Source organism: Tractidigestivibacter scatoligenes, assembly GCF_001494635.1.
Taxonomy (GTDB): Bacteria; Actinomycetota; Coriobacteriia; order Coriobacteriales; family Atopobiaceae; genus Tractidigestivibacter; species Tractidigestivibacter scatoligenes.
The window spans coordinates 16,167-34,798 of the sequence record NZ_LOJF01000001.1 but is presented as its reverse complement, the minus strand read 5'-3'; the positions used below and the strand labels follow the sequence as shown (position 1 = coordinate 34,798).

18 protein-coding genes are annotated in these 18,632 nt (G+C 64.8%); 13 read left to right on the top strand and 5 right to left on the bottom strand.

Features of this window, described 5'->3' with window-relative positions; translation table 11 throughout:
- Nucleotides 1–46: 46 nt before the first annotated feature.
- The gene (locus tag AUL39_RS00175) at nucleotides 47–1,105 is read left to right on the top strand and encodes a phosphatase (RefSeq protein ID WP_235810710.1); all 1,059 of its coding nucleotides are present in this window, start codon (nucleotides 47–49) and stop codon (nucleotides 1,103–1,105) included.
- Between the two features lie 129 nt (nucleotides 1,106–1,234).
- A complete protein-coding gene (gene feoB, locus AUL39_RS00170; protein ID WP_059052446.1) occupies nucleotides 1,235–3,592 on the top strand; it encodes a ferrous iron transport protein B in 2,358 nt (785 codons plus the stop codon).
- 59 nt (nucleotides 3,593–3,651) lie between these two features.
- Here feoB and AUL39_RS00165 read toward each other — a convergent pair whose 3' ends face one another.
- Nucleotides 3,652–4,434 carry an exodeoxyribonuclease III gene (locus tag AUL39_RS00165; RefSeq protein WP_059053990.1) on the bottom strand — a complete coding sequence of 261 codons (783 nt, stop codon included), beginning with the start codon at nucleotides 4,432–4,434 and terminating at the stop codon, nucleotides 3,652–3,654.
- A gap of 154 nt (nucleotides 4,435–4,588) precedes the next feature.
- On the opposite strand from AUL39_RS00165, the gene AUL39_RS11155 reads away from it, so the two are divergent.
- Nucleotides 4,589–4,963: a hypothetical protein gene (locus AUL39_RS11155; RefSeq protein ID WP_059052444.1), complete on the top strand. Its 375-nt coding sequence runs from the start codon at nucleotides 4,589–4,591 to the stop codon at nucleotides 4,961–4,963.
- Nucleotides 4,960–5,457, top strand: a complete 498-nt coding sequence (locus tag AUL39_RS00155) for a type II toxin-antitoxin system VapC family toxin (protein ID WP_059052442.1) — start codon at nucleotides 4,960–4,962, stop codon at nucleotides 5,455–5,457. The genes AUL39_RS11155 and AUL39_RS00155 overlap by 4 nt, the downstream gene beginning before the upstream one ends.
- A 17-nt stretch (nucleotides 5,458–5,474) precedes the next feature.
- On the opposite strand, the gene AUL39_RS00150 is transcribed toward AUL39_RS00155, so the two are convergent.
- A complete protein-coding gene (locus AUL39_RS00150; RefSeq protein ID WP_059052440.1) occupies nucleotides 5,475–6,365 on the bottom strand; it encodes a patatin-like phospholipase family protein in 891 nt (296 codons plus the stop codon).
- A gap of 150 nt (nucleotides 6,366–6,515) precedes the next feature.
- The gene (locus tag AUL39_RS00145) at nucleotides 6,516–7,532 is read right to left on the bottom strand and encodes a patatin-like phospholipase family protein (RefSeq protein WP_235810709.1); all 1,017 of its coding nucleotides are present in this window, start codon (nucleotides 7,530–7,532) and stop codon (nucleotides 6,516–6,518) included.
- A gap of 66 nt (nucleotides 7,533–7,598) precedes the next feature.
- On the opposite strand from AUL39_RS00145, the gene AUL39_RS00140 reads away from it, so the two are divergent.
- The 3 genes from AUL39_RS00140 to AUL39_RS00130 all read left to right on the top strand — a co-directional run bounded on the left by AUL39_RS00140 (nucleotide 7,599) and on the right by AUL39_RS00130 (nucleotide 10,520).
- Nucleotides 7,599–8,342, top strand: a complete 744-nt coding sequence (locus AUL39_RS00140) for an NAD-dependent protein deacylase (protein ID WP_059052438.1) — start codon at nucleotides 7,599–7,601, stop codon at nucleotides 8,340–8,342.
- A 97-nt stretch (nucleotides 8,343–8,439) separates the two neighbouring features.
- Entirely contained in the window at nucleotides 8,440–9,876 is a 1,437-nt protein-coding gene (gene folK, locus AUL39_RS00135; protein ID WP_059053986.1) for a 2-amino-4-hydroxy-6-hydroxymethyldihydropteridine diphosphokinase, read from the top strand.
- A complete protein-coding gene (locus AUL39_RS00130) occupies nucleotides 9,867–10,520 on the top strand; it encodes a hypothetical protein (RefSeq protein WP_059052436.1) in 654 nt (217 codons plus the stop codon). Before folK ends, AUL39_RS00130 begins: the two co-directional genes overlap by 10 nt.
- A 38-nt stretch (nucleotides 10,521–10,558) precedes the next feature.
- Here the strand turns inward: AUL39_RS00130 and AUL39_RS00125 are convergent, their stop codons facing one another.
- Nucleotides 10,559–11,332, bottom strand: coding sequence for a type III pantothenate kinase (locus AUL39_RS00125; protein WP_059052435.1), 774 nt, complete (start codon nucleotides 11,330–11,332; stop codon nucleotides 10,559–10,561).
- Between the two features lie 699 nt (nucleotides 11,333–12,031).
- Here AUL39_RS00125 and rpmE point away from each other — a divergent pair.
- Nucleotides 12,032–12,466, top strand: coding sequence for a 50S ribosomal protein L31 (rpmE, locus tag AUL39_RS00120; RefSeq protein ID WP_059052433.1), 435 nt, complete (start codon nucleotides 12,032–12,034; stop codon nucleotides 12,464–12,466).
- A gap of 83 nt (nucleotides 12,467–12,549) precedes the next feature.
- Here the strand turns inward: rpmE and AUL39_RS00115 are convergent, their stop codons facing one another.
- Nucleotides 12,550–13,419, bottom strand: coding sequence for a trigger factor (locus tag AUL39_RS00115; protein ID WP_059052431.1), 870 nt, complete (start codon nucleotides 13,417–13,419; stop codon nucleotides 12,550–12,552).
- 218 nt (nucleotides 13,420–13,637) lie between these two features.
- On the opposite strand from AUL39_RS00115, the gene relB reads away from it, so the two are divergent.
- From relB to AUL39_RS00090, 5 genes are all read left to right on the top strand, one after another.
- Nucleotides 13,638–13,865 carry a type II toxin-antitoxin system RelB family antitoxin gene (relB, locus tag AUL39_RS00110; RefSeq protein ID WP_059052429.1) on the top strand — a complete coding sequence of 76 codons (228 nt, stop codon included), beginning with the start codon at nucleotides 13,638–13,640 and terminating at the stop codon, nucleotides 13,863–13,865.
- Nucleotides 13,862–14,149, top strand: coding sequence for a type II toxin-antitoxin system RelE family toxin (locus tag AUL39_RS00105; RefSeq protein ID WP_059052427.1), 288 nt, complete (start codon nucleotides 13,862–13,864; stop codon nucleotides 14,147–14,149). Before relB ends, AUL39_RS00105 begins: the two co-directional genes overlap by 4 nt.
- A gap of 262 nt (nucleotides 14,150–14,411) precedes the next feature.
- Nucleotides 14,412–15,824 carry an NAD(P)/FAD-dependent oxidoreductase gene (locus AUL39_RS00100; RefSeq protein ID WP_059052425.1) on the top strand — a complete coding sequence of 471 codons (1,413 nt, stop codon included), beginning with the start codon at nucleotides 14,412–14,414 and terminating at the stop codon, nucleotides 15,822–15,824.
- A gap of 161 nt (nucleotides 15,825–15,985) precedes the next feature.
- Nucleotides 15,986–17,053, top strand: a complete 1,068-nt coding sequence (prfA, locus tag AUL39_RS00095; protein WP_032110000.1) for a peptide chain release factor 1 — start codon at nucleotides 15,986–15,988, stop codon at nucleotides 17,051–17,053.
- 410 nt (nucleotides 17,054–17,463) lie between these two features.
- The gene (locus AUL39_RS00090; RefSeq protein ID WP_059052423.1) at nucleotides 17,464–18,531 is read left to right on the top strand and encodes a N5-glutamine methyltransferase family protein; all 1,068 of its coding nucleotides are present in this window, start codon (nucleotides 17,464–17,466) and stop codon (nucleotides 18,529–18,531) included.
- Nucleotides 18,532–18,632: the final 101 nt, after the last annotated feature.

The window sequence follows — 18,632 nt, the reverse complement described above, 5'->3', positions numbered from 1 at the left end:
CGGGTGTGCGTCCGCCGCACATAAACCTGCCAGGAGGGGGCCGAGCATGACGCCTCGCACGTCTGGGAACACCTGCGGAGACTGCATCTTCTTTGGAGAACGCACGGGTATCGTGCGCACGCGCAACGTGTGCGAGCGCCCCGGCGAGAAGCTCCGTGCGGTCGAGAAGGACACGGCGGCCTGTGACGCCTACCAGGCCTCGCCCCGGACGTCGTTCGGTCTTGGCCAGCCGCGAGCGAACGCTGCTGGATCCGCCGCCGTCCCCGCACCGGCGGCCTCCGCACTCCGGCCAACCCCCGGCAGGCAAATCCTCTGCGACACGCACTGCCACACGCTCTTCTCGCGCCATGCGTACTCGACGCTCGAGGAGGATGTTCGCGCCGCTGCCGCCCAGGGCATGGAGCTTCTCGGTGTCACCGACCACTACTCAAGCATGCTGTTTTCTCAGCAGACCATCCAGGACTGGCAGTACTTTCTCAACCTGTGGGCCTGGCCACGCAGGTGGCACGGGGTGCGCCTGCTCCGCGGCTGCGAGGCGGACATCATCGACCTCGACGGCAACATCTTTGGCCACGACATCTTCTTCGACAAGGGGAGCAATGGCAGCGCGTATCGCCATCCCCACAGCCTCAAGAAGATGGCATTCGCGCAGTGTGACTACGTGATTGCGAGCGTCCACAACAAGGACTTCACCGAGGGCGCCTCGCGCGAGCAGATCACCCGGATGTACCTGCGCGTTCTTGAGGACCCCAAGGTGCTTATCCTTGGTCACGTTGGTCGCACGGGCCTCGACTTTGACCTGGATACGGTGCTTGGTGCCGTCAAGGAGCACGGCAAGCTCATCGAGGTCAACGAGTCGAGCCTCATCGCGCAGAAGCGTGCGGGCTCCTACAAGCGGTGCCGCCAGATTGTCGAGCGTTGCGCCGAGCTGGGCGTGAGCGTCTCGTTTGGCTCGGACGCGCACGTCTCGTCGCTTGTGGGCCATCACGAGGCCGCAGATGCCCTGTTTGACGAGGTGCACTTCCCCCAGGAGCTTGTCGCCTGCCGCGACGCTGCCACGTTTGCCGGCGTTGTCGAGTCCGCGATAGGTCCTATGGCGGAATAGGGGAGGCCTTCTCGCCACCGCGCTCGCCAGCACACGCGCTCTCCAAACGGGGTAAAGTTAGCCCAAACAGACTGAAACCCCCAATCGGCCGCAAGGCGCCCGCGTCCGGCGGCCTTCGCAAGGAGAGCAATGACACTCGATACGCTCGAGATTGGCAAGGACGCCGTCGTTCGCTCGGTAGACTGCGACGAGAAGTCCCTGCGTCAGCACATCTTTGATATGGGCCTCACGCCGGGTACCGAGGTCACCATGGTCAAGTACGCACCCATGGGAGACCCGCTTGAGATTCGCCTGCGAGGCTACGAGCTCACCATCCGCGCAGCAGACGCGGCCCAGATCTCGCTTGAGAACGTCCATGATGCGCATGAGAAGGTCCGGCTGCAGGTGGCCTCGGGCGTCACGAGCCACCCGGCCATCGGCGAGAGAAAGCTTCGTCCCCGCGCCGCGGGGAAGGTGGTTCCGGCGGGCAAGCCCCTCACGTTTGCTCTGGCTGGCAACCAGAACTGCGGAAAGACCACGCTCTTCAACCAGCTTACTGGCTCTAACCAGCACGTGGGCAACTTCCCCGGCGTCACCGTCGACCGCAAGGACGGCCAGATGCGTAGCCACCCCGAGGCAACCGTCACGGACCTTCCGGGCATCTACTCGCTCTCGCCCTACACAGGCGAGGAGGTCGTGAGCCGTCAGTTCATCATCGACTCGAAGCCCGACGCGATCATCAACATCGTTGACGCCACCAACATCGAGCGCAATCTCTACCTCACTACGCAGCTCATGGAGCTCGACGTTCCCATGGTCGTGGCCCTCAACATGATGGACGAGGTCACGGAGAACGGCGGATCCGTGGATGTGAACGGCTTGGAGTCCTTCCTGGGCGTGCCGGTGGTCCCCATCTCCGCCGCCAAGGACGAGGGCGTGGACGAGCTGGTCGAGCATGCCATCCACGTTGCCCGCTATCGCGAGCGTCCGGGTCGCATTGACTTCTGCCGCCCGGACGGTCCCGATGGCGGCGCCGTCCACCGCTGCATTCACGCCATCGGCGAGCTCGTCTCCGACCACGCGGAGCGCGCCGGCCTGCCCGACCGCTACGCCGCGACCAAGCTCATCGAGGGCGACGAGCTGGTCATCAAGGCGCTTGGTCTCGAGAAGAACGAGCTCGACGCCGTAGAGCACATCATCTCTCAGATGGAGGAGGAGTCCGGCTCAGATCGCCTTGCGGCTCTCGCCGACATGCGCTTCTCGTTCATCGAGTCCATCTGCGCCCGCTGCGTCAAGAAGCCGCAGGAGAGTCGCGAGCACGAGCGCTCCGCGCGCATCGACCGCGTGCTCACCGGGCGCTTCACGGCCATCCCGTGCTTCATTGGCATCATGGTCGTGGTGTTCTGGCTCACGTTCGACCTCATTGGCGGCAACCTCTCGGACCTCATGGCCACAGGTGTTGACGCGGCTTCCGGTGCCATCGACGCTGCGCTCACCGCCGCAGGCGTGAACCCCGTGATTCACTCGCTGGTCATTGACGGCGTGATTACCGGCGTAGGCACGGTCGTCTCGTTTCTCCCCATCATTGTGACGCTGTTCATCCTACTGTCGATCCTCGAGGATTCCGGCTACATGGCGCGCGTGGCCTTTGTGATGGACAAGCTGCTGAGAAAGATTGGCCTTTCTGGCCGAAGCTTTGTCCCCATGCTGGTGGGCTTTGGCTGCTCGGTGCCGGCCATCATGGCAACGCGCACGCTGCCCTCGGAGCACGACCGCAAGATGACCATCATGCTCACGCCGTTCATGAGCTGCTCGGCCAAGCTGCCGGTCTACACCCTGCTGTGCGCCGCGTTCTTCTCAAAGGGCGCGCCGCTCGTGATGGTCTCGCTCTACGTGATTGGCATGCTCGTTGGCGTGCTGGTGGCGCTGGTCCTCAAGCACACGGCCTTCAAGGGCGAGCCGGTGCCCTTCGTGATGGAGCTCCCGAATTACCGCATGCCCAGTGCCGGAACCACGCTTCGCCTGGCTTGGGACAAGGCGAAGGACTTCCTCACCAGGGCGTTTACGATCATCTTCCTGGCAAGCGTTGCCATCTGGTTCCTGCAGACCTTTGACGTGCGTCTCAACATGGTGTCCGACCAGTCGCAGAGCCTGCTTGCCATCATGGGCTCGGCCATCTCGCCCATCTTTGCGCCGCTGGGCTTTGGTGATTGGCGTGCCTCCACGGCGCTGGTGACCGGCTTTGCCGCCAAGGAGTCCGTCGTGGCAACGCTCACCGTGCTCGTGGGCGATACCCCCGCCGCGCTGGCCACGCTCTTCACGCCCTTCTCGGCCTTTGTGTTCCTGGTATTCGTGCTGCTCTACACGCCGTGCGTGGCGGCCATCACCGCGGTGCGTAACGAGCTCAACGGCCGCTACGCGCTGTACGTGGTACTGCTCCAGTGTGGCGTGGCATGGGTGGTGGCGTTTGCCGTGCACGTCATCGGGGTGCTGCTTGGTTTAGCGTAAGCCCGGGGCCGCTCCCCGCGAGCGCCCCTTCGCCGACCAAACGGCCGCCGGAGGCCGCCCTACAGCTCCAACTCCAGCTCGATGGGGCAGTGATCCGATCCGTACACGTCGTCCAGGATGGCCGTGCCGGTCACCTTGGGCATGAGCTGCGGGGAGACCAGGAAGTAGTCGATGCGCCAGCCGATGCCCCGCTCGCGGGCGCGCATGCGGTAGCTCCACCAGCTGTACGCACCGGCAAGGTCCGGATGGCGCTCGCGGAACGTGTCCACAAGCCCGCTCTCAAGCAGCTTGGTGAAGCTCTCGCGCTCCTCGTCCGAGAAGCCCGCGCTCTCGTGGTTGTCATCGGGGCGCGCAAGGTCGATCTCCTCATGTGCCACGTTAAAGTCGCCGCAGGTCACAACCGGCTTGTCTTGGGCAAGCTCGGTGAGAAAGTCGCGGTAGCGCGCATCCCACTCCATGCGCTCGTCCAGGCGCGCAAGGCCGTTCTTGGAGTTTGGCGTGTACACGTCGACAAACCACAGCTTGGGGAACTCAAGCGCGCACACGCGGCCCTCGTCGTCGGCCACGGGCGAGCCAATCGTGCGCACAACCTGCAGCGGCTCCTCGCGCGTGAAGACGGCCGTGCCCGAGTAGCCCTTGCGCTCGGCATAGCTCCAGTACTGGTGGTAGCCGGGAAGGTCAAGCTTGACCTGGCCCTCCTGGAGCTTGGTCTCTTGCAGGGCAAAGACATCTGCGCCCAGCGTGTCGAAGATCTGGATGAAGCTGGGCTCCTTTTTGAGCACGGCGCGAAGGCCGTTTACGTTCCATGAAACAAAGCGCAGGCTGCGAGTGGTGTCTGCCATCATGTGTCCTCTTCTGGTGATACGTGCGGAGCAAGGCCGCGCGGGTCTGTCTGGTAGTCGTAAATGCTTCTCAAAGCGTAGCACATGTGCCGTAAGGCGACCTCAGCGCAGCACTATGCTATACTGTCTAGCAACAGCGCTTTGGAGGCAAGTCATGTCAAACACCGCAGCATCTGTGCAGATCAATGTGCGCATGGACAAGGCGTTGAGAGATGCTGGCGATGCGGGCCTTGCCGCGATGGGCGTGAGCCCAACTCAGGCCGTGCGCGCCGTATGGCGGCTTGCGGCGTCGGGTCCCGCGGGTATTGATGCCCTTGAGCAGCTCTTCGCTGTTACTGTGCCTGCTTCTGGGACAGACCAAAGCCCTAACGAGAACCCCCTCCACCAGGGATGGGGCCTCTTCTCGGCTGCATGCGGTCGCTTGGGCCTCGACGCGAACGCTGCCGAGAAGGATGCCACGCCACACAGCTCGGACGCGGAACTGCTCGAGAAGGAGCTGCTCGCGCGCTTTGGCGGTGGCACCCAGTGAGCGCAACACCGCATGTCCTGCTGCTGGACACAAACGTCTGGCTCGACAGCTACCTGCCCTTTAGACCGGGGCATGCCGATGCCGTTCGCTTGCTTACATATGCCCAGGAGTCAGAGGCCCGTCTGCTTTACGCGATGGGTTCGCTCCAAGACCTTGCCTACATCCTGCAGGCGAGTGCCAAAGAGCAGTTCAGACGCATGGGACGTCAGGTGGACCAAGAGACCGCGGCCGTTGCTAGGGATTTCTCGCTGGACTGCTTGGCAAACCTGCGGACCATTGCCACGGCTGTTGGGGCAGATGAATCCGACCTCTGGCTTGCCGAACGCTACCTGCGTGTACACCACGATGTCGAGGATTGCCTGGTCATGGCAGCAGTAACCCGTTCGAAGGCAGACTGGCTCGTGACCTCGGACCAGGCCCTACTCCGCCACGCCCCTGTGCCGGCACTGTGTCCGGCAGATCTGCTCGCGCTTGTAGGCGCAGAGGGCGCCTAGCGTCGGCCCCGCACCAACTATCCGCGGAGCCACTCCATCATGCGCGGGAAGTCCCTCTCGGCCTGCTCGTGCCCCATGGCGTAGGACTCCTCGAGCTTGGGCTTGTCGATGGTGGTGGAGCGCACGGGCATCACGTCCGGCCTGAAGACCCATGCACGCCCCTCGCGCTCGAGGCGCTCCAGGTGATCCATCGCGTCGTTGTATCGCTGCCAGCGCGTGGCAAGCGCTGCCTCAACGGCCTCGTTGCCGTGCGAGATAACGTGGTAGAGCCTCAGCTCGCGGTTGGTGGGCGCCACCTTGCGATAGCCCGCCGGACGCGTGCACACCATGACCAGGCGCTCAAAGCCCGCGTCCTCTGCCATGTGCGTGGGGAGTCCCGCGCCCTCACCCAGGCCGCCGTCGTACATCACGTGGCCGTCGACCTCGATGGGCTTCATGACGCCGGGGAGGGTCGAGCTGGCGCGCACGTGCTCCATCATGGGGATGGCCGCGCCCATGACGGACTTGTCCCACACCACGGTCCTGCCCGTGTCGGCCTCGAAGCTCTGGATGGCCAGCCGCGCGGGGTTGGCCGCAAAGGCCCTAAAGTCAAAGGGCATGTAGCCCTCGAGCGCCGCACCCACGTAGTCGTAGTCCGCGTTGAAGTAGCCGTGCCCCATGAGCATCGAGCGCACGCCGCCCGCCTTGGGGCGCTGGTCCGCCAGGGCGATAAAGGCGTCGCGTACGCGTGTCTGGTCGCGGCTCAGGTAGTCGACCGTGTGGCTGGCACCCGCCGAGATCCCACAGACAAAATCAAAGTACACACGATTCTCGAGCAGGACGTTGGCAAACCCCGCGGTGTAGCTAGCGCGGTAGCCGCCCCCCTCGAAGCACAGCGCGCAATTAAAGACGTTGCTCTTAAGCTCCATCAGAGCCTCCCATAAGACGTTTTACCGTCTGGATTATAGGGGAGGCCCGGGGTGGCTGGGCGAGAGCCCCCAGCACCACGGGGCGAGAAACACGGCGCTACGAGGACGAGCGCCTCCGCGCTGTCGGACTGGGAGCCCTAGCCCTACGTCCTACTCGCCAAACAGGAACTCGCGCCAGCGCGGCAGCTCGGCGATGCCCTGCTCGTGCCCAAGCAGGTAGGCGTGCTCGAGCTCCTTGACGTCGCGGGTGGTGCGCGAGACGGGCATCTCGCGCGGCCTCACCACCAGCGCGCGGCCGGACTTCTCCAGCTCCTCCAGGTGCGCAAGCTCCTCGTTGTAGCGCTCGGGCCGCGTGAGCATGGCGTTTCTCGCGTAGGGATGGTCCTTCATTATGTGTATGATGCCGCGGCGCCTCACGGGGGAGAGCTCGTGCTTGCGGTACCCGGCGGGGCGAGACGTGATGACGAAGAGCTTCTCGATGCCGTCGTCCTCAGCGATGTGGTTGGGGAGGCCCGCGCCCGCGCCAAGCGAGCCGTCGAGCATGACATGGCCGTCTACCTCGATGGGATTCATGATGCCTGGCATGGTCGAGCTTGCCCGCACGCACGCCATGAGCTCCTCGAGCGTCTGCATGTGGTCGCGCCCCCACACGACGGTGCGACCGGTGTCACGCTGAAACGCCTGAATGCGCACGCGAGCGGGGTTGGCCTGGAAGGTCTGCCAGTCAAACGGCATCGAGCCGTCCTCGATGCAGCCCAGGTAGTCGTAGTCGGCATTGAAGAAGCCGTGTCGGTCGAGGAACGACTTCATGCCGCCCATCTGGGGGTTTGCCGCAAAGTCCACAAACGAGCGCTTGGTGCGCACCATGTCGCGCGAGACGTAGTTGGTGGCGACGGTTGCGCCGGCCGAGATCCCACAGACGTAGTCAAAGTAGATGCCCTGCTCGAGAAGGACATTCACCAGGCCCGATACGTAGCTTGCGCGCATGGCGCCGCCCTCGATGACCAGGGCGCAGCCGTGTACGTTGTTCTCGAGGGCTGCGGGTGAAGCCGCAGGTGCCGGCGCCGCTTTCCCCTCCTTGGCTGCATCGCTCTCGGGCTGGGTGGCCTGGGGTTTCTCGGCCATACGCTCGGATGGGTCGTCCTCGCGCTGTGACTGGTCGGTCATGGAAACCACTCCTCTCGGTGCTAGCATCGGAACTGTTCTTCTACCCATTCGTCGAGGGAGTAGCCCATGTCTGGTGCGAAGGTGGTCTCGGACGCGCGTGAGGCAGCCCAGGAGTTGGCCGAGAGGGTCGGGCGTGCCAAGCGCGTGGTGTTCTTTGGCGGGGCAGGTGTGTCGACGGCAAGCGGCATCCCGGACTTCCGGAGCGAGGATGGCCTGTACCATCAGAAATTCAAGTACCCGCCCGAGGAGATGCTAAGCCACGAGTTCTACCTCACGCACACCGAGGAGTTCTTCGACTTCTACCGCACGCGGATGATCGCCCTGGGGGCCAAGCCTAACCAGGCCCACTACAAGCTGGCCGAGCTGGAGCGCGAGGGCAAGCTCACCGCCGTGGTCACGCAGAACATCGACGGCCTGCACCAGGCGGCTGGCTCGAGGCGCGTCTTCGAGCTCCACGGCTCGGTGCACCGTAACGTGTGCCAGAGCTGCGGGCACGTGTACTCGGCCGAGTGGATCATGGGGACCACGGGCGTGCCGCATTGCGAAGAGTGTGGCGGGCGCATCAAGCCCGACGTGGTGCTCTATGGAGAGTCGCTGGACGAGAAGACCCTTGTGGGCGCAGCCGAGGCCATCCAGTCCTGCGACATGCTCATCGTGGGCGGAACCTCGCTCGTGGTTTACCCCGCCGCTGGCCTCGTGCAGTACTTCCAGGGCGATGACCTCGTGATTGTCAACAAGCAGCCCACGCCGCAGGATGGCGCCGCCAACCTTGTGTGCGCCTGCGACATCGCGAAGGCGTTCGACTTCTAGCACCCAAACCCACACGCTACAATAGCCTGAATGCGGGGCGGCGCGTGCTACCCCCGTCGCGCTCTCGCGCGGCGCCGTCAACGGGAGGTCGATGTCTGTGCTCCGAGAGAACTATGCAACCTGGCTCGTCGGCTCGCACGAGCTCTCGCTCGCGCGCCCGCGCATCATGGGCATTCTCGACGTGACCCCAGAGGCCTTCCCGGACGGCAAGGGTGGCGTCGACACCAAGGCCGCCGCCGAGCGTGGCCTCGAGATGCTCGACGAGGGCGCAGATATCGTCGATGTGGGAGCAGCGCCCGCGCTTCCCGGCCAGGAGCCGCTTGCCTCCAACGAGGAGGCCGAGCGCGTGGTGCCTGTGGTCCGTGCGCTTGTCGCCGTTGGCGCCATTGTCTCGGTGAACACGCGCCACCCCGATGTGGCCAAGATGTGTGTGCGCCTTGGGGCCTCGATCGTGAACGACGTCACTGGCTTCACCAACCCGGACATGGTGCAGGTTGCTGCCGAGACCGACTGCGGCTGTGTGGTCATGCACTGGGAACATGCGGGGCTCGGCTCGCATACGCCTCGCCGCGAGGTTCTTCTCGACGACTCGCGCCCCACGCGCTCTGCAGCGCCGCGCCCCATGGCCTCGCAGCACCGTTTCACGCTGCCGGACGAGGCGCCCATCATGCGCCAGGTGATGGGCTTTCTCGGCGACCAGGCTCGCACCCTCATGCGCGCGGGCGTCGCACACGACCGCATCTGCCTAGACCCGGGCGCGGGCTTCGACAAGTTTGCCGATGAGGACGTGGTCATCCAGCGCGCCACGCGCTCCATGGCTTCGATGGGCTACCCGCTGCTTGCGGCGGTCTCGCGCAGGCGCTTCGTGGGTGCCATTGCTGGTGCCGTGCAGCCGGGCCAGATGGACCCCGCCACGTACGGCATCTGCATCTCCTCCATTCAGAACGGCGCACGCATCCTGCGCGTTCACGACGTTGCCGGCACGGCGCAGGCCGTGAACGCGTTCTGGGCCGTCTCGCACAAGGACTCCCGCCAGGGCTTTGTGGCGCTTGGGTCCAACGTGGGCGACCGTCTCGCCAACATCACCCGTGCGGTCCAGATGATCGATGACATCCCGCTTACCTGTGTGGTCTCGGTGAGCCACGCGTACGAGACGGAGCCTGCCTACGGCATAAAGACGCCGGTTGCGGACGCCGTGGCCGAGATTCGCACCGAGCTGCACCCCCTGGTGCTCATGGGGCAGCTGCTTGCCGTAGAGGACGCCCTGGGCCGCGAGCGCAACCCGGAGGAGGCCGGCCACGGTCCGCGCACCATCGACTGCGACCTAGTGTGGGTCGAGGGCGAGACCCACGCGGGCAAGCGCCTCACGCTGCCGCACCCGGGCCTTGGCGAGCGCGACTTTGTGCTGGTGCCCATGGAGGACCTCATGCACGACCCCGTGCGCTTCCTGCGCCATTCCGGCGTGAACGTGGTTGACCCGGACGATCGCGTTGGCCACGTGACTGATGACCTTGGGGAGATCGTATGGGAGTAGCTGCCGAGCAGGCCTTGGAGCGTGCGCGCGAGGGCGCGCCGCACGGCGAGCTCTTCTCGCATCGCGAGGGGGGGGAGCTTGAGCTTGCCTGCGTGCTGCGGCCGCAGGTTGGTATGGGTAGTCTCTCGGGTGTGCCCTACGTTGCGGCGCTTGGCGCCTGCGAGGGGCTTGAGCGGCTTGGCGTTGCCGGCGTGGGCGTTGGCTGGCCGGCGGACGTGGTTCGCGAGGACGGTGCGGGCCTGGTTGCGCGCGTGCGGACCAGCGCTGGGTACGCCGAGGGCATGTTCGTGGTGTGCTCGCTCTCGTTCGACGTCGCGGGCGGGGCGCACGCGGACGCGCTGCCGGTAGACGAGCAGGTCGCAGACGCCGTATGCGGCGCCATTCTCGCCCGTGTGGACGCCTGGGCTGCTGCCGTGGGCGCTGGTCGCGCCGTTGCGGGCCCGCTTGCTCCGGTGCTCTCGGACTACTTCGATCGTGTGGCGCTCGTGGGCAAGCCTGTCGAGCTGGTGTATCCCAACGGTCGCGTGGCCATGCGGGGCACCCTTGCGGGCGTCGACGTGTGGGGGCGCGCCACGGTGAGAAACGAGCTTGGCGGCGAGGTCGAGGTCTCGCCCGAGCAGGCGTCCATCCGCGCGGCGCAGTAGAGACGCGCATCTCGACCTGGCGCGGGTTGCCTACGGCACTAGCGCTGCTGGTGCAGCCAGATCTCGCGGATGCCTCGCAGCGTGAGGTCGGGGTCGACGGCCGAGAAGAGATTGGTCGCCGCACTCACGGTGCGCGCAAGGCCACCGGTTCCCACCACGGGTGCGTTTGGTATGTCCAGCTCACGCTTGATGCGGGCCACCAGGCCCTCCGCCTGTGCTGCCGCCCCCACGACGATGCCCGACTGCACGGCTGCCTCGGTTGTCTCGCCCAGCGCGTGGGCGGGCGCCTCGATGGGCACGCTGGAGAGCTTGGCCGCGCGCGAGAAGAGCGCCGCCGCCGAGAGCATGAGGCCCGGCGAGATGGCGCCGCCACGGTAGGAACCCGCGGCGTCGACAACATCGATGTTTGTTGCCGTTCCAAAGTCCACCACGATGACCGGCGCGCCGTAGGTGAGGCGTGCGGCCACGGCGTTGGCGATGCGGTCGGCACCAACCTGGGTGGGGTCGGGCATGTCGATGCGCATGCCGGAGTCCGTCTGGGGGGTCACGACCAGCGGCTCTGTGCCCGTGCGGTCGAGCAGGCACTTGTACCATGCGCGCGTGAGCACAGGCACCACGCACGCGATGCCCGCGGCAGTGACGCGCGCCTGGTCTAGGCCGTCCTTGTTGAAGTAGCCGTGCAGGCGGGCGTCGATCATGTCCGAGGTGTCCGTGTGGCTCGTCGCCATGCGCCAGCCGTGCGCCACGCTGCCGTCCTCGTCAAAGAGGCCGAGCGTGGTCTGGGTGTTGCCAACGTCAATCGCGAGAAACATGGGCGTCCTTCCTGGCAAGAGCTGCTGGGGCGGCAGCGGGCACGTCTCGGCTCGCGGCGTGTTTGGTCCCCGATGCCATTAGAACACACACGGTGCCGGTCTGCTCGCGATTGCCCTGGCGCGCGGTGCCCTCGGCGCGCCACGGCCCACCCCCGCTCGCCCTTGCTCCCGCCCCTTTCCCCTTCCCCTCGCTCAAAAGTGAACACGTTTTCAATGAGCGCCCCGCGGCCCCTGGGGAAACGTCGCGCCGGTGGCCCACGAATTGAAAACGTGTTCACTTTTGGAGGGGCGCTGCGGCAGGATCTCGGCTTGGGGGGCCTTGCTCCCACCTGCGGGCCCCCTCGTCGCGGAGTTTAGCTCCTTTTCTTAATGGCGATTAGCGCTACCTGGGCAAACGTCGGACCAGATCAAGAAAAGGAGCTAATCTCCGCGCATGGCAGGGCGAGAAGCCCGTTGCTGTGGCGGGGGGCGGGGGCTGGAATGCGAGAAGCCCGTTGCTGTCGCGGGGGTCGGGGTCCGGATTGGGAGAAGCCCGGTGCTGCGGCCTCGACCCGCCCGTGGTCAGCGATTCTCCACACACCGTCGACGCGCGATTTGCTATACTCCGAGAGCTTGACCGTCTTGGACGGAGCAATCCGTGCCAAGATATCACCACCCCTGTCCTGGTCGGAAACCAGGACCGACAAAAGGAGTCCTGCAATGAAGCAAGGAATTCATCCTAACTACGTGGAGTGCACCGTCCGCTGCACCTGCGGGAACACGTTCAAGACGCGTTCCACCAAGCCCGAGCTCGTCATCGACCTCTGCGACAAGTGCCACCCGTTCTACACCGGCCAGCAGAAGCTCGTCGACACCGGCGGCCGCGTCCAGCGTTTCGCCAACAAGTTCGGCGGCGCCGCGCAGGCCAGGCTCGATGCCGAGAAGGCCGCCAAGGCTGCCAAGGCCGCGAAGGCCGCGGAGCTCGAGGCTGCCCGCAAGGCCGCCAAGGAGGCCAAGGCTGCCGAGAAGGCCAAGCGTGCCGCTGAGTACGCCAAGAAGGCCGAGGCAGAGGCTGCCAAGGCTGCCGCGAAGGCCGCCGAGGCTCCCGCAGAGCCCGAGGCCGAGGCCGCTGCCGAGGCTCCCGCAGCTGAGTAGCACTCCCTCATAGCGCAACAAAAACGGGGAGGTCGACGTTGGTCGGCCTCCCCGTTGCGTTACCGCTGTCGGTGCTGGGCGCGCTACACGAGCTTGAGCCCGGAGCTGCCGTTCGCGCCGCTGCCTGCTGGGCTGTCGCTGTCCTTTTCGGCCGCACTGGCCGCCTTGCGCGCCAGCTCCTCTCGGTGCTGCATGACAGCCGCCACCTCTCCCAGGCGCTTCTTGGCCTCGGCCTCGGTCTCCTGCACGTAGGTGCAGTGGCACTCGGACACCACGGCCTCGAGGGCCTTGGTGCGGCGGGCGGCATCAACGAGCTGGTCCATTTGGCCCGCCGCCTTTGCGCGAGCGATGAGCGCCTGCGCGTCGGTGGGGGAGAGCTGCAACAGGTGTGGGAGCTCGGTCTCGTCGACCTTGATCTTCTTCTCGCTTGCATAGGCGTCGAGCGCCGCCTCGTGCTCGGCCTCCTTCACGGCCTCGCTCTGGAGCATCGAATCCAGCTGGTCGGGTCGCATGCCCATCTGTGCGAGAACCGCCTCAACCGGTTGGCCGGTCGTGGCGATCTGCTGCGCGATGTCCTGGAACAGCGCGTCTTTCACCTGCGACACCTGTGCGGCCGGCACCGACTGGCACAGGCGCTCGGCAAGCGCGTCGAGACACGCGTTGGCCTTCTGCTCCTCGGCGGAGTCCTCGCTCAGCGAGCTGAGGTATGCGCGGGTCTGCTCGCGCAGGCGCTGCTCGTCCTCGAGGCCGTCAAAGTGGCTTGCGACCCACGCCGGGTCTGCGAGGTCCTTCTCGGTGCCGCCTGCCTCGCGCACCAGAGTCTGGATAGCAAGCCCTACCTCCTCGTCCGTTGTGCGAACAACGTGCACCTCCACGTCTACCGGCCCGTACGAGGTAAGGGTGTAGAACGCCTTGTTCCCGATTACAAGCGGCTCGGGCTTCTGGATGGCCATGAATCCTCCTGACTGCGCGACTGGCTCATGCGCGCGGCTGACTTCTGGCCAGTATGCCCAACTTTCTAGCGTCTCTGCGCGAGAGCGGAGAGCGTCCTCCGGTACCAATTCCCCAGTTGGCACAATCGGCTAATTCGTCTCAGCTAAAGCTCACGTTTTAGCGGAGTACGACTGGGTATAATCGTATTACAAGGAAATACGATTGGAGGAGAACGAAAATGGCAATGGAGGCAACGACCATCCGCTTCGAGCCGGAGGAGAAGTCTTGGATTCAGGCATATGCCGACTTTGTTGGCAGGACGTTCTCTGATGTGGTGCGCGAGGCGGCGCTTGAGATGGTCGAGGACGCTGCTGACCGCCAGGCATACGAGGACGCTCTGGCCGCGGACGATGGCATGCGTTACTCGATGGATGAAGTCAAGCGCATGGCAATGGAAGCCGAATGAGCTACGAGGTCGAGTGGTCTCGCATCGCGATAAAAGAGCTGCTTTCCATCGAGATAAAACAACGGTTAATGATTCTCAAATGGGTCGATGACAATCTCACAAGCCGTGAGAATCCCAAAGCAATTCCTGGTTCCAAGGCGCTCAAGGGAACGAAGAATGGCTGGAGATACAGGGTTGGTAGCTACAGGATTCTTGCGACAATCAACGAAGGAAAGCTGCTTATCGAGGTTGTTCGGGTTGGACATAGGCAGGGTGTATACAAGAATCTGCCTAAGGAAATATGACAAGCCGGGGGCCGCGTCTGGTTAGGTGTGGCCTCCGGCTCGTTTGGGTAATAGCGCGCCAACCATTTACTAGGCACTAGGGCTTCTCGGTGGAAGGCCGATTGGTGCGAAGCTTGACTATTATAAGGGCGGAGCTGCTGGGTGAAACCGAGACCTGCCGGATCGCGCTGCATCAAAGACTTCAGCCCCCAAATGGGGCAAAATGAGTACGCAAGGGACGCGCCCACGGTACGGGCCCCTTGCGGAGAGGAACAAGGGGAACATGGCAGACACAACTACCACCATCCGCACGGACGTCGCAATCGTCGGCGCTGGTCCGGCCGGTATCTTCACCGCGCTCGGTCTTATCGGCAAGGGAGACACGCGCTCCATCACCATCGTCGAGAAGGGGCTACCCGTCGAGAAGCGCAGCTGCCCCAAGGCCAAGGTGGGCCACTGCGTCAACTGCCAACCGTGCCGCATCACCACGGGCTTCTCGGGCGCCGGTGCCTTCTCGGACGGCAAGCTCTCGCTCTCGCGCGAGGTGGGCGGCGACCTGCCCGAGCTCATCGGCCACCAGTTCGCGCAGGACACCATCGACCGCGTTGACCAGATGTACCTCGACTTTGGCGCTGACCCGCACGTCGAGGGCCTTGGCCACGCCGACGAGGTTGCGGAGATTCGCCGCCGCGCCATTAGCGCGGGCCTCAAGCTCGTGGACTGCCCCATTCGCCACCTAGGCACCGAGAAGGCCCAGCAGCTCTATGCGCGTATCGAGAAGCACCTGCTTGACGCCGGTGTGACCATCCTCTTCGAGACCGAGTGCGAGGAGGTCGTGATCGAGGATGGCGTGTGCCGTGGCCTTGTGGTGCGCAACCGTGACGGCGAGACGCGCGTCGTTGCCGGAGAGACGATCGTCGCCACGGGTCGTCGTGGCGCCAGCTGGTTCGATTCTATGTGCGAGGAGCACGGTATTGGACACGTGGCGGGCCCCGTTGACGTGGGTGTTCGCGTGGAGGTACGCAACGAGGTCATGGAGCGCGTGAATGACGTGCTCTACGAGTCGAAGCTCATCGGCTATCCCAATCCGTATAAGAACAAGGTGCGCACCTTCTGCCAGAACCCCGGCGGCTTTGTGAGCCAGGAGAACTACGACGGTGGCCTGGCAGTGGTGAACGGCCACTCGTACAAGGACCGCAAGAGCCCCAACACCAACGTGGCGGTGCTCTGCACGCTTAACTTCAAGCACCCCTTCAACCAGCCCATTGCTTACGCGCAGCGCGTTAGCGAGCTCATCAACATGCTGGGCGCCGGCCACATCCTGGTGCAGCGCTTTGGCGACATTCTCGACGGCAAGCGCACCTGGCCCAAGGAGCTTGCGCAGTCCAACGTGGTGCCCACGCTCCCTGATGCCGAGGCTGGTGACATCACCGCCGCCATGCCCATGCGCCCCATGGTCGAGATCATCGAGTTCATCAAGGCCGTCGACCGCGTGGTTCCGGGCTTTGCCTCCTACGAGACGCTGCTCTACGCGCCCGAGGTCAAGTTCTACAGCAACCGCGTCCAGATGGACGAGAACTTCGACACCAACGTCCAGCACCTCCACTGCCTGGGCGACTCCTCTGGCTGGACCCGCGGCCTCATGATGGCCTCGGTGATGGGCCTGCTCATGGGCGAGAAGCTCGCCGACCGATGAGACAAAGGGAGTTTCCCTTTGTCTCATGTGCGTCGCGCGTGTGGGGCGCGCCCGGCTGAATCGAAACACCCCTGCGGTGGTAGACTTTGCAATGCTGACTAATCATGTCGCGTCACCGCACGTCCATCGTGCGCCGCGGCCCACCTGCAAGGAGAACTGCCATGCGCGACAAGCTCGAGAAGATTATTGCCGCGTACGAGGAGCTGGAGCAGAAGATGGTCGACCCGGCCGTCGTCTCCGACCCCAAGGAGTACGCGCGCATCGCAAAGGAACACGCCGACCAGGCCGCCCTCGTGGCCAAGGCGCGCGAGTACCTCCAGGCCCTCGATGACATCGAGGCCGCCAAGGAGATGCTCCACGAGGCGTCCGACGCCGAGGAGAAGGAGATGCTCCAGGCAGACATCTCCGATAATGAGTCCAAGCTTCCCGCCCTCGAGGAAGACGTCAAGTACATGCTCATTCCCGGTGACCCCAACGACGAGAAGGACACCATCGTCGAGATTCGCGCCGGCGTGGGCGGCGACGAGGCGGCCATCTTTGCCGGCGACCTCTTTAGCATGTATCAGCGCTTCGCTCAGTCTCGCGGCTGGAAGACCGAGGTCCTCGACGCCAGCCCCGGCGAGGCAGGCGGCTTCAAGACCATCGAGTTCAAAGTTACGGGCGAGAAGGTCTACTCCGTCATGAAGTACGAGAGTGGCGTCCACCGCGTCCAGCGCGTGCCCAAGACCGAGAGCCAGGGCCGCATCCAGACCTCAACGGCCACCGTCGCGGTGCTGCCCGAGGCCGACGAGATTGACATCGAGATTAAGCCCGAGGACCTGCGCATCGATACGTACTGCTCGTCCGGTCCTGGCGGCCAGGGCGTCAACACGACCTATTCGGCCGTGCGCATCACGCACATCCCCACCAACACGGTGGTGCAGTCGCAGGAGCAGCGCTCTCAGATCCAGAACCGCGAGGTCTGCATGCAGATGCTGCGCGCCCGCCTCTACGAGGCCGAGCTCGAGAAGCAGCAGGCCGAGCAGGGCGCCGAGCGTCTCTCGCAGATTGGCCATGGCAACCGCTCCGAGAAGATCCGCACGTACAACCAGCCGCAGGACCGCGTCACGGACCACCGCATCGGCTTCAACTCTACGTACAACGGTGTGCTTCTCGGCGACCAGCTGGGCACCGTGATTGACGCCCTTGCAGCGGCAGACCGCGCCGAGAAGCTCGCGCAGGCGGTGTGAGCGGGGGCGGTTTCCCTCGTAGCATCTTCACAATCATCGGGTGTTTCTTCGCGCGCCAGCCGGACCGAGTCCGCTGGCGCGCTTGCGTGAGCGGCGCTAAAGCGTTCGAAGGGAAATAGGTCCCCGGCCAAGGCAACATAACGATGAACGTTTTAGTGCGCTGCACAAAATTTGCGGTTGACGGCCCAAATTTGGGGTCCAGCTTAGTATCACCCCGCGGGTGCCATTTTTCTACCAGGGGCTCCGCAAATAGTTAGCGCTTTCGTACTCGGAGATCCGCCCAAAATGGGCCGTCAACCGCAAATTTTGGGCAGGCATACCCTTGCAGGGGAGGACATGGGGATTCCAAACGGCCCATCCCTCCGGTTGCGCTATGATTCGATGACTTATCACTCGATTAGGGAGGAAGAGTGTCCCAATCTCGGCAGGAGACGTGGACCGTCAGGCGCATCCTCGACTGGACGCGTGGGTACCTCGAGCGCAAGGGCGACGAGCACCCGCGGCTCTCTGCGGAGTGGCTGATAAGTGATGTCACCGGGCTCTCTCGGGTCCAGATTTACATGAACTTCGACAAGCCGCTCACTCCGTCCGAGCTAGACGCCATGCACGATGCCGTGGTGCGACGCGGTCGCGGCGAGCCCCTGCAATACGTGACCGGCGAGATGCCCTTCCGCCACATCGTGCTCCACTGTGAGCGTGGCGTGCTCATCCCGCGGCCCGAGACGGAGGTTCTGGTCGACGCCGCCCTCGAGGGCGTCGATGCGGCTTCGCTTACGTTCCCGGCCATCTTGGGCGACGTTCCCGCGCCAGTAGAGGACGAGAGCGAAGAGGAGGCCTCGCCCCAAAGCGACCAGCACGGCGAGACAGACGCTGCCTCCGACGGCCAGCCCGCCGAGCCGGCCGAGCCCACCGAGCCCGCTGCCCCGGCCGCCCCGCCAGTGCTGGTGGAGCCCGGTTGTCGCGTGCTCGAGATTGGCACCGGCACCGGCTGCATCGCGCTCTCAATCGCGAGCGAGCGCCCCGGAACTCGCGTGGTGGCCACGGACCTCTCGCCCCAAGCCGTGGCGCTCGCCACGCGCAACCGCGATGCGCTGGGACTCGAACACGCGGTCAGCGTGGTGGATGGTGACCTGGCCGCTGCCGTCGACCCGGAGCTCATGGGCACGTTCTCGGTGCTTGTCTCGAACCCGCCCTACATCCCCTCGGCTGTCGTGCCCACGCTTCCGCAGGAGGTCATCGGCTATGAGCCGGGCCTCGCGCTCGATGGGGGAGAGGACGGCCTGGACGTCTTCCGTCGCATCCTTGAGCTGGCGCCGCGCGCGCTGGCGCCGGGCGGCATGCTCTGCTGCGAGCTCTTCGAGGATAACGTGGAAACCGCAGCCGAGCTGGTGCGCGCCCAGGGCGGATGGGCCAGCGCTGAGGTGCGAGAAGATCTCACGCATCGTCCGCGCGTCCTTGTCGCCGTGCGCGAGGGGTAGTATATCGACCTGCGGGGTAAGCCTGCAGCTCCGCTGGTGCCGCGATGGCGCGCCTGGTGTTGCGATGACCTGCCTGGTGCCGCGACGGCCCGCCAAGTACT

Bases quoted from the DNA above. Each gene is read 5' to 3' on its own strand.
- AUL39_RS00165 (WP_059053990.1), bottom strand. From the start codon at position 4,434: ATGGCAGACACCACTCGCAGCCTGCGCTTTGTTTCATGGAACGTAAAC.
- AUL39_RS00145 (WP_235810709.1), bottom strand. From the start codon at position 7,532: ATGACCGACCAGTCACAGCGCGAGGACGACCCATCCGAGCGTATGGCC.
- feoB (WP_059052446.1), top strand. From the start codon at position 1,235: ATGACACTCGATACGCTCGAGATTGGCAAGGACGCCGTCGTTCGCTCG.
- AUL39_RS00115 (WP_059052431.1), bottom strand. From the start codon at position 13,419: ATGGCCATCCAGAAGCCCGAGCCGCTTGTAATCGGGAACAAGGCGTTC.
- AUL39_RS00100 (WP_059052425.1), top strand. From the start codon at position 14,412: ATGGCAGACACAACTACCACCATCCGCACGGACGTCGCAATCGTCGGC.
- AUL39_RS11155 (WP_059052444.1), top strand. From the start codon at position 4,589: ATGTCAAACACCGCAGCATCTGTGCAGATCAATGTGCGCATGGACAAG.
- AUL39_RS00140 (WP_059052438.1), top strand. From the start codon at position 7,599: ATGTCTGGTGCGAAGGTGGTCTCGGACGCGCGTGAGGCAGCCCAGGAG.
- prfA (WP_032110000.1), top strand. From the start codon at position 15,986: ATGCGCGACAAGCTCGAGAAGATTATTGCCGCGTACGAGGAGCTGGAG.
- AUL39_RS00175 (WP_235810710.1), top strand. From the start codon at position 47: ATGACGCCTCGCACGTCTGGGAACACCTGCGGAGACTGCATCTTCTTT.
- rpmE (WP_059052433.1), top strand. From the start codon at position 12,032: ATGAAGCAAGGAATTCATCCTAACTACGTGGAGTGCACCGTCCGCTGC.
- relB (WP_059052429.1), top strand. From the start codon at position 13,638: ATGGCAATGGAGGCAACGACCATCCGCTTCGAGCCGGAGGAGAAGTCT.
- AUL39_RS00150 (WP_059052440.1), bottom strand. From the start codon at position 6,365: ATGGAGCTTAAGAGCAACGTCTTTAATTGCGCGCTGTGCTTCGAGGGG.
- AUL39_RS00125 (WP_059052435.1), bottom strand. From the start codon at position 11,332: ATGTTTCTCGCGATTGACGTTGGCAACACCCAGACCACGCTCGGCCTC.
- AUL39_RS00105 (WP_059052427.1), top strand. From the start codon at position 13,862: ATGAGCTACGAGGTCGAGTGGTCTCGCATCGCGATAAAAGAGCTGCTT.
- AUL39_RS00130 (WP_059052436.1), top strand. From the start codon at position 9,867: ATGGGAGTAGCTGCCGAGCAGGCCTTGGAGCGTGCGCGCGAGGGCGCG.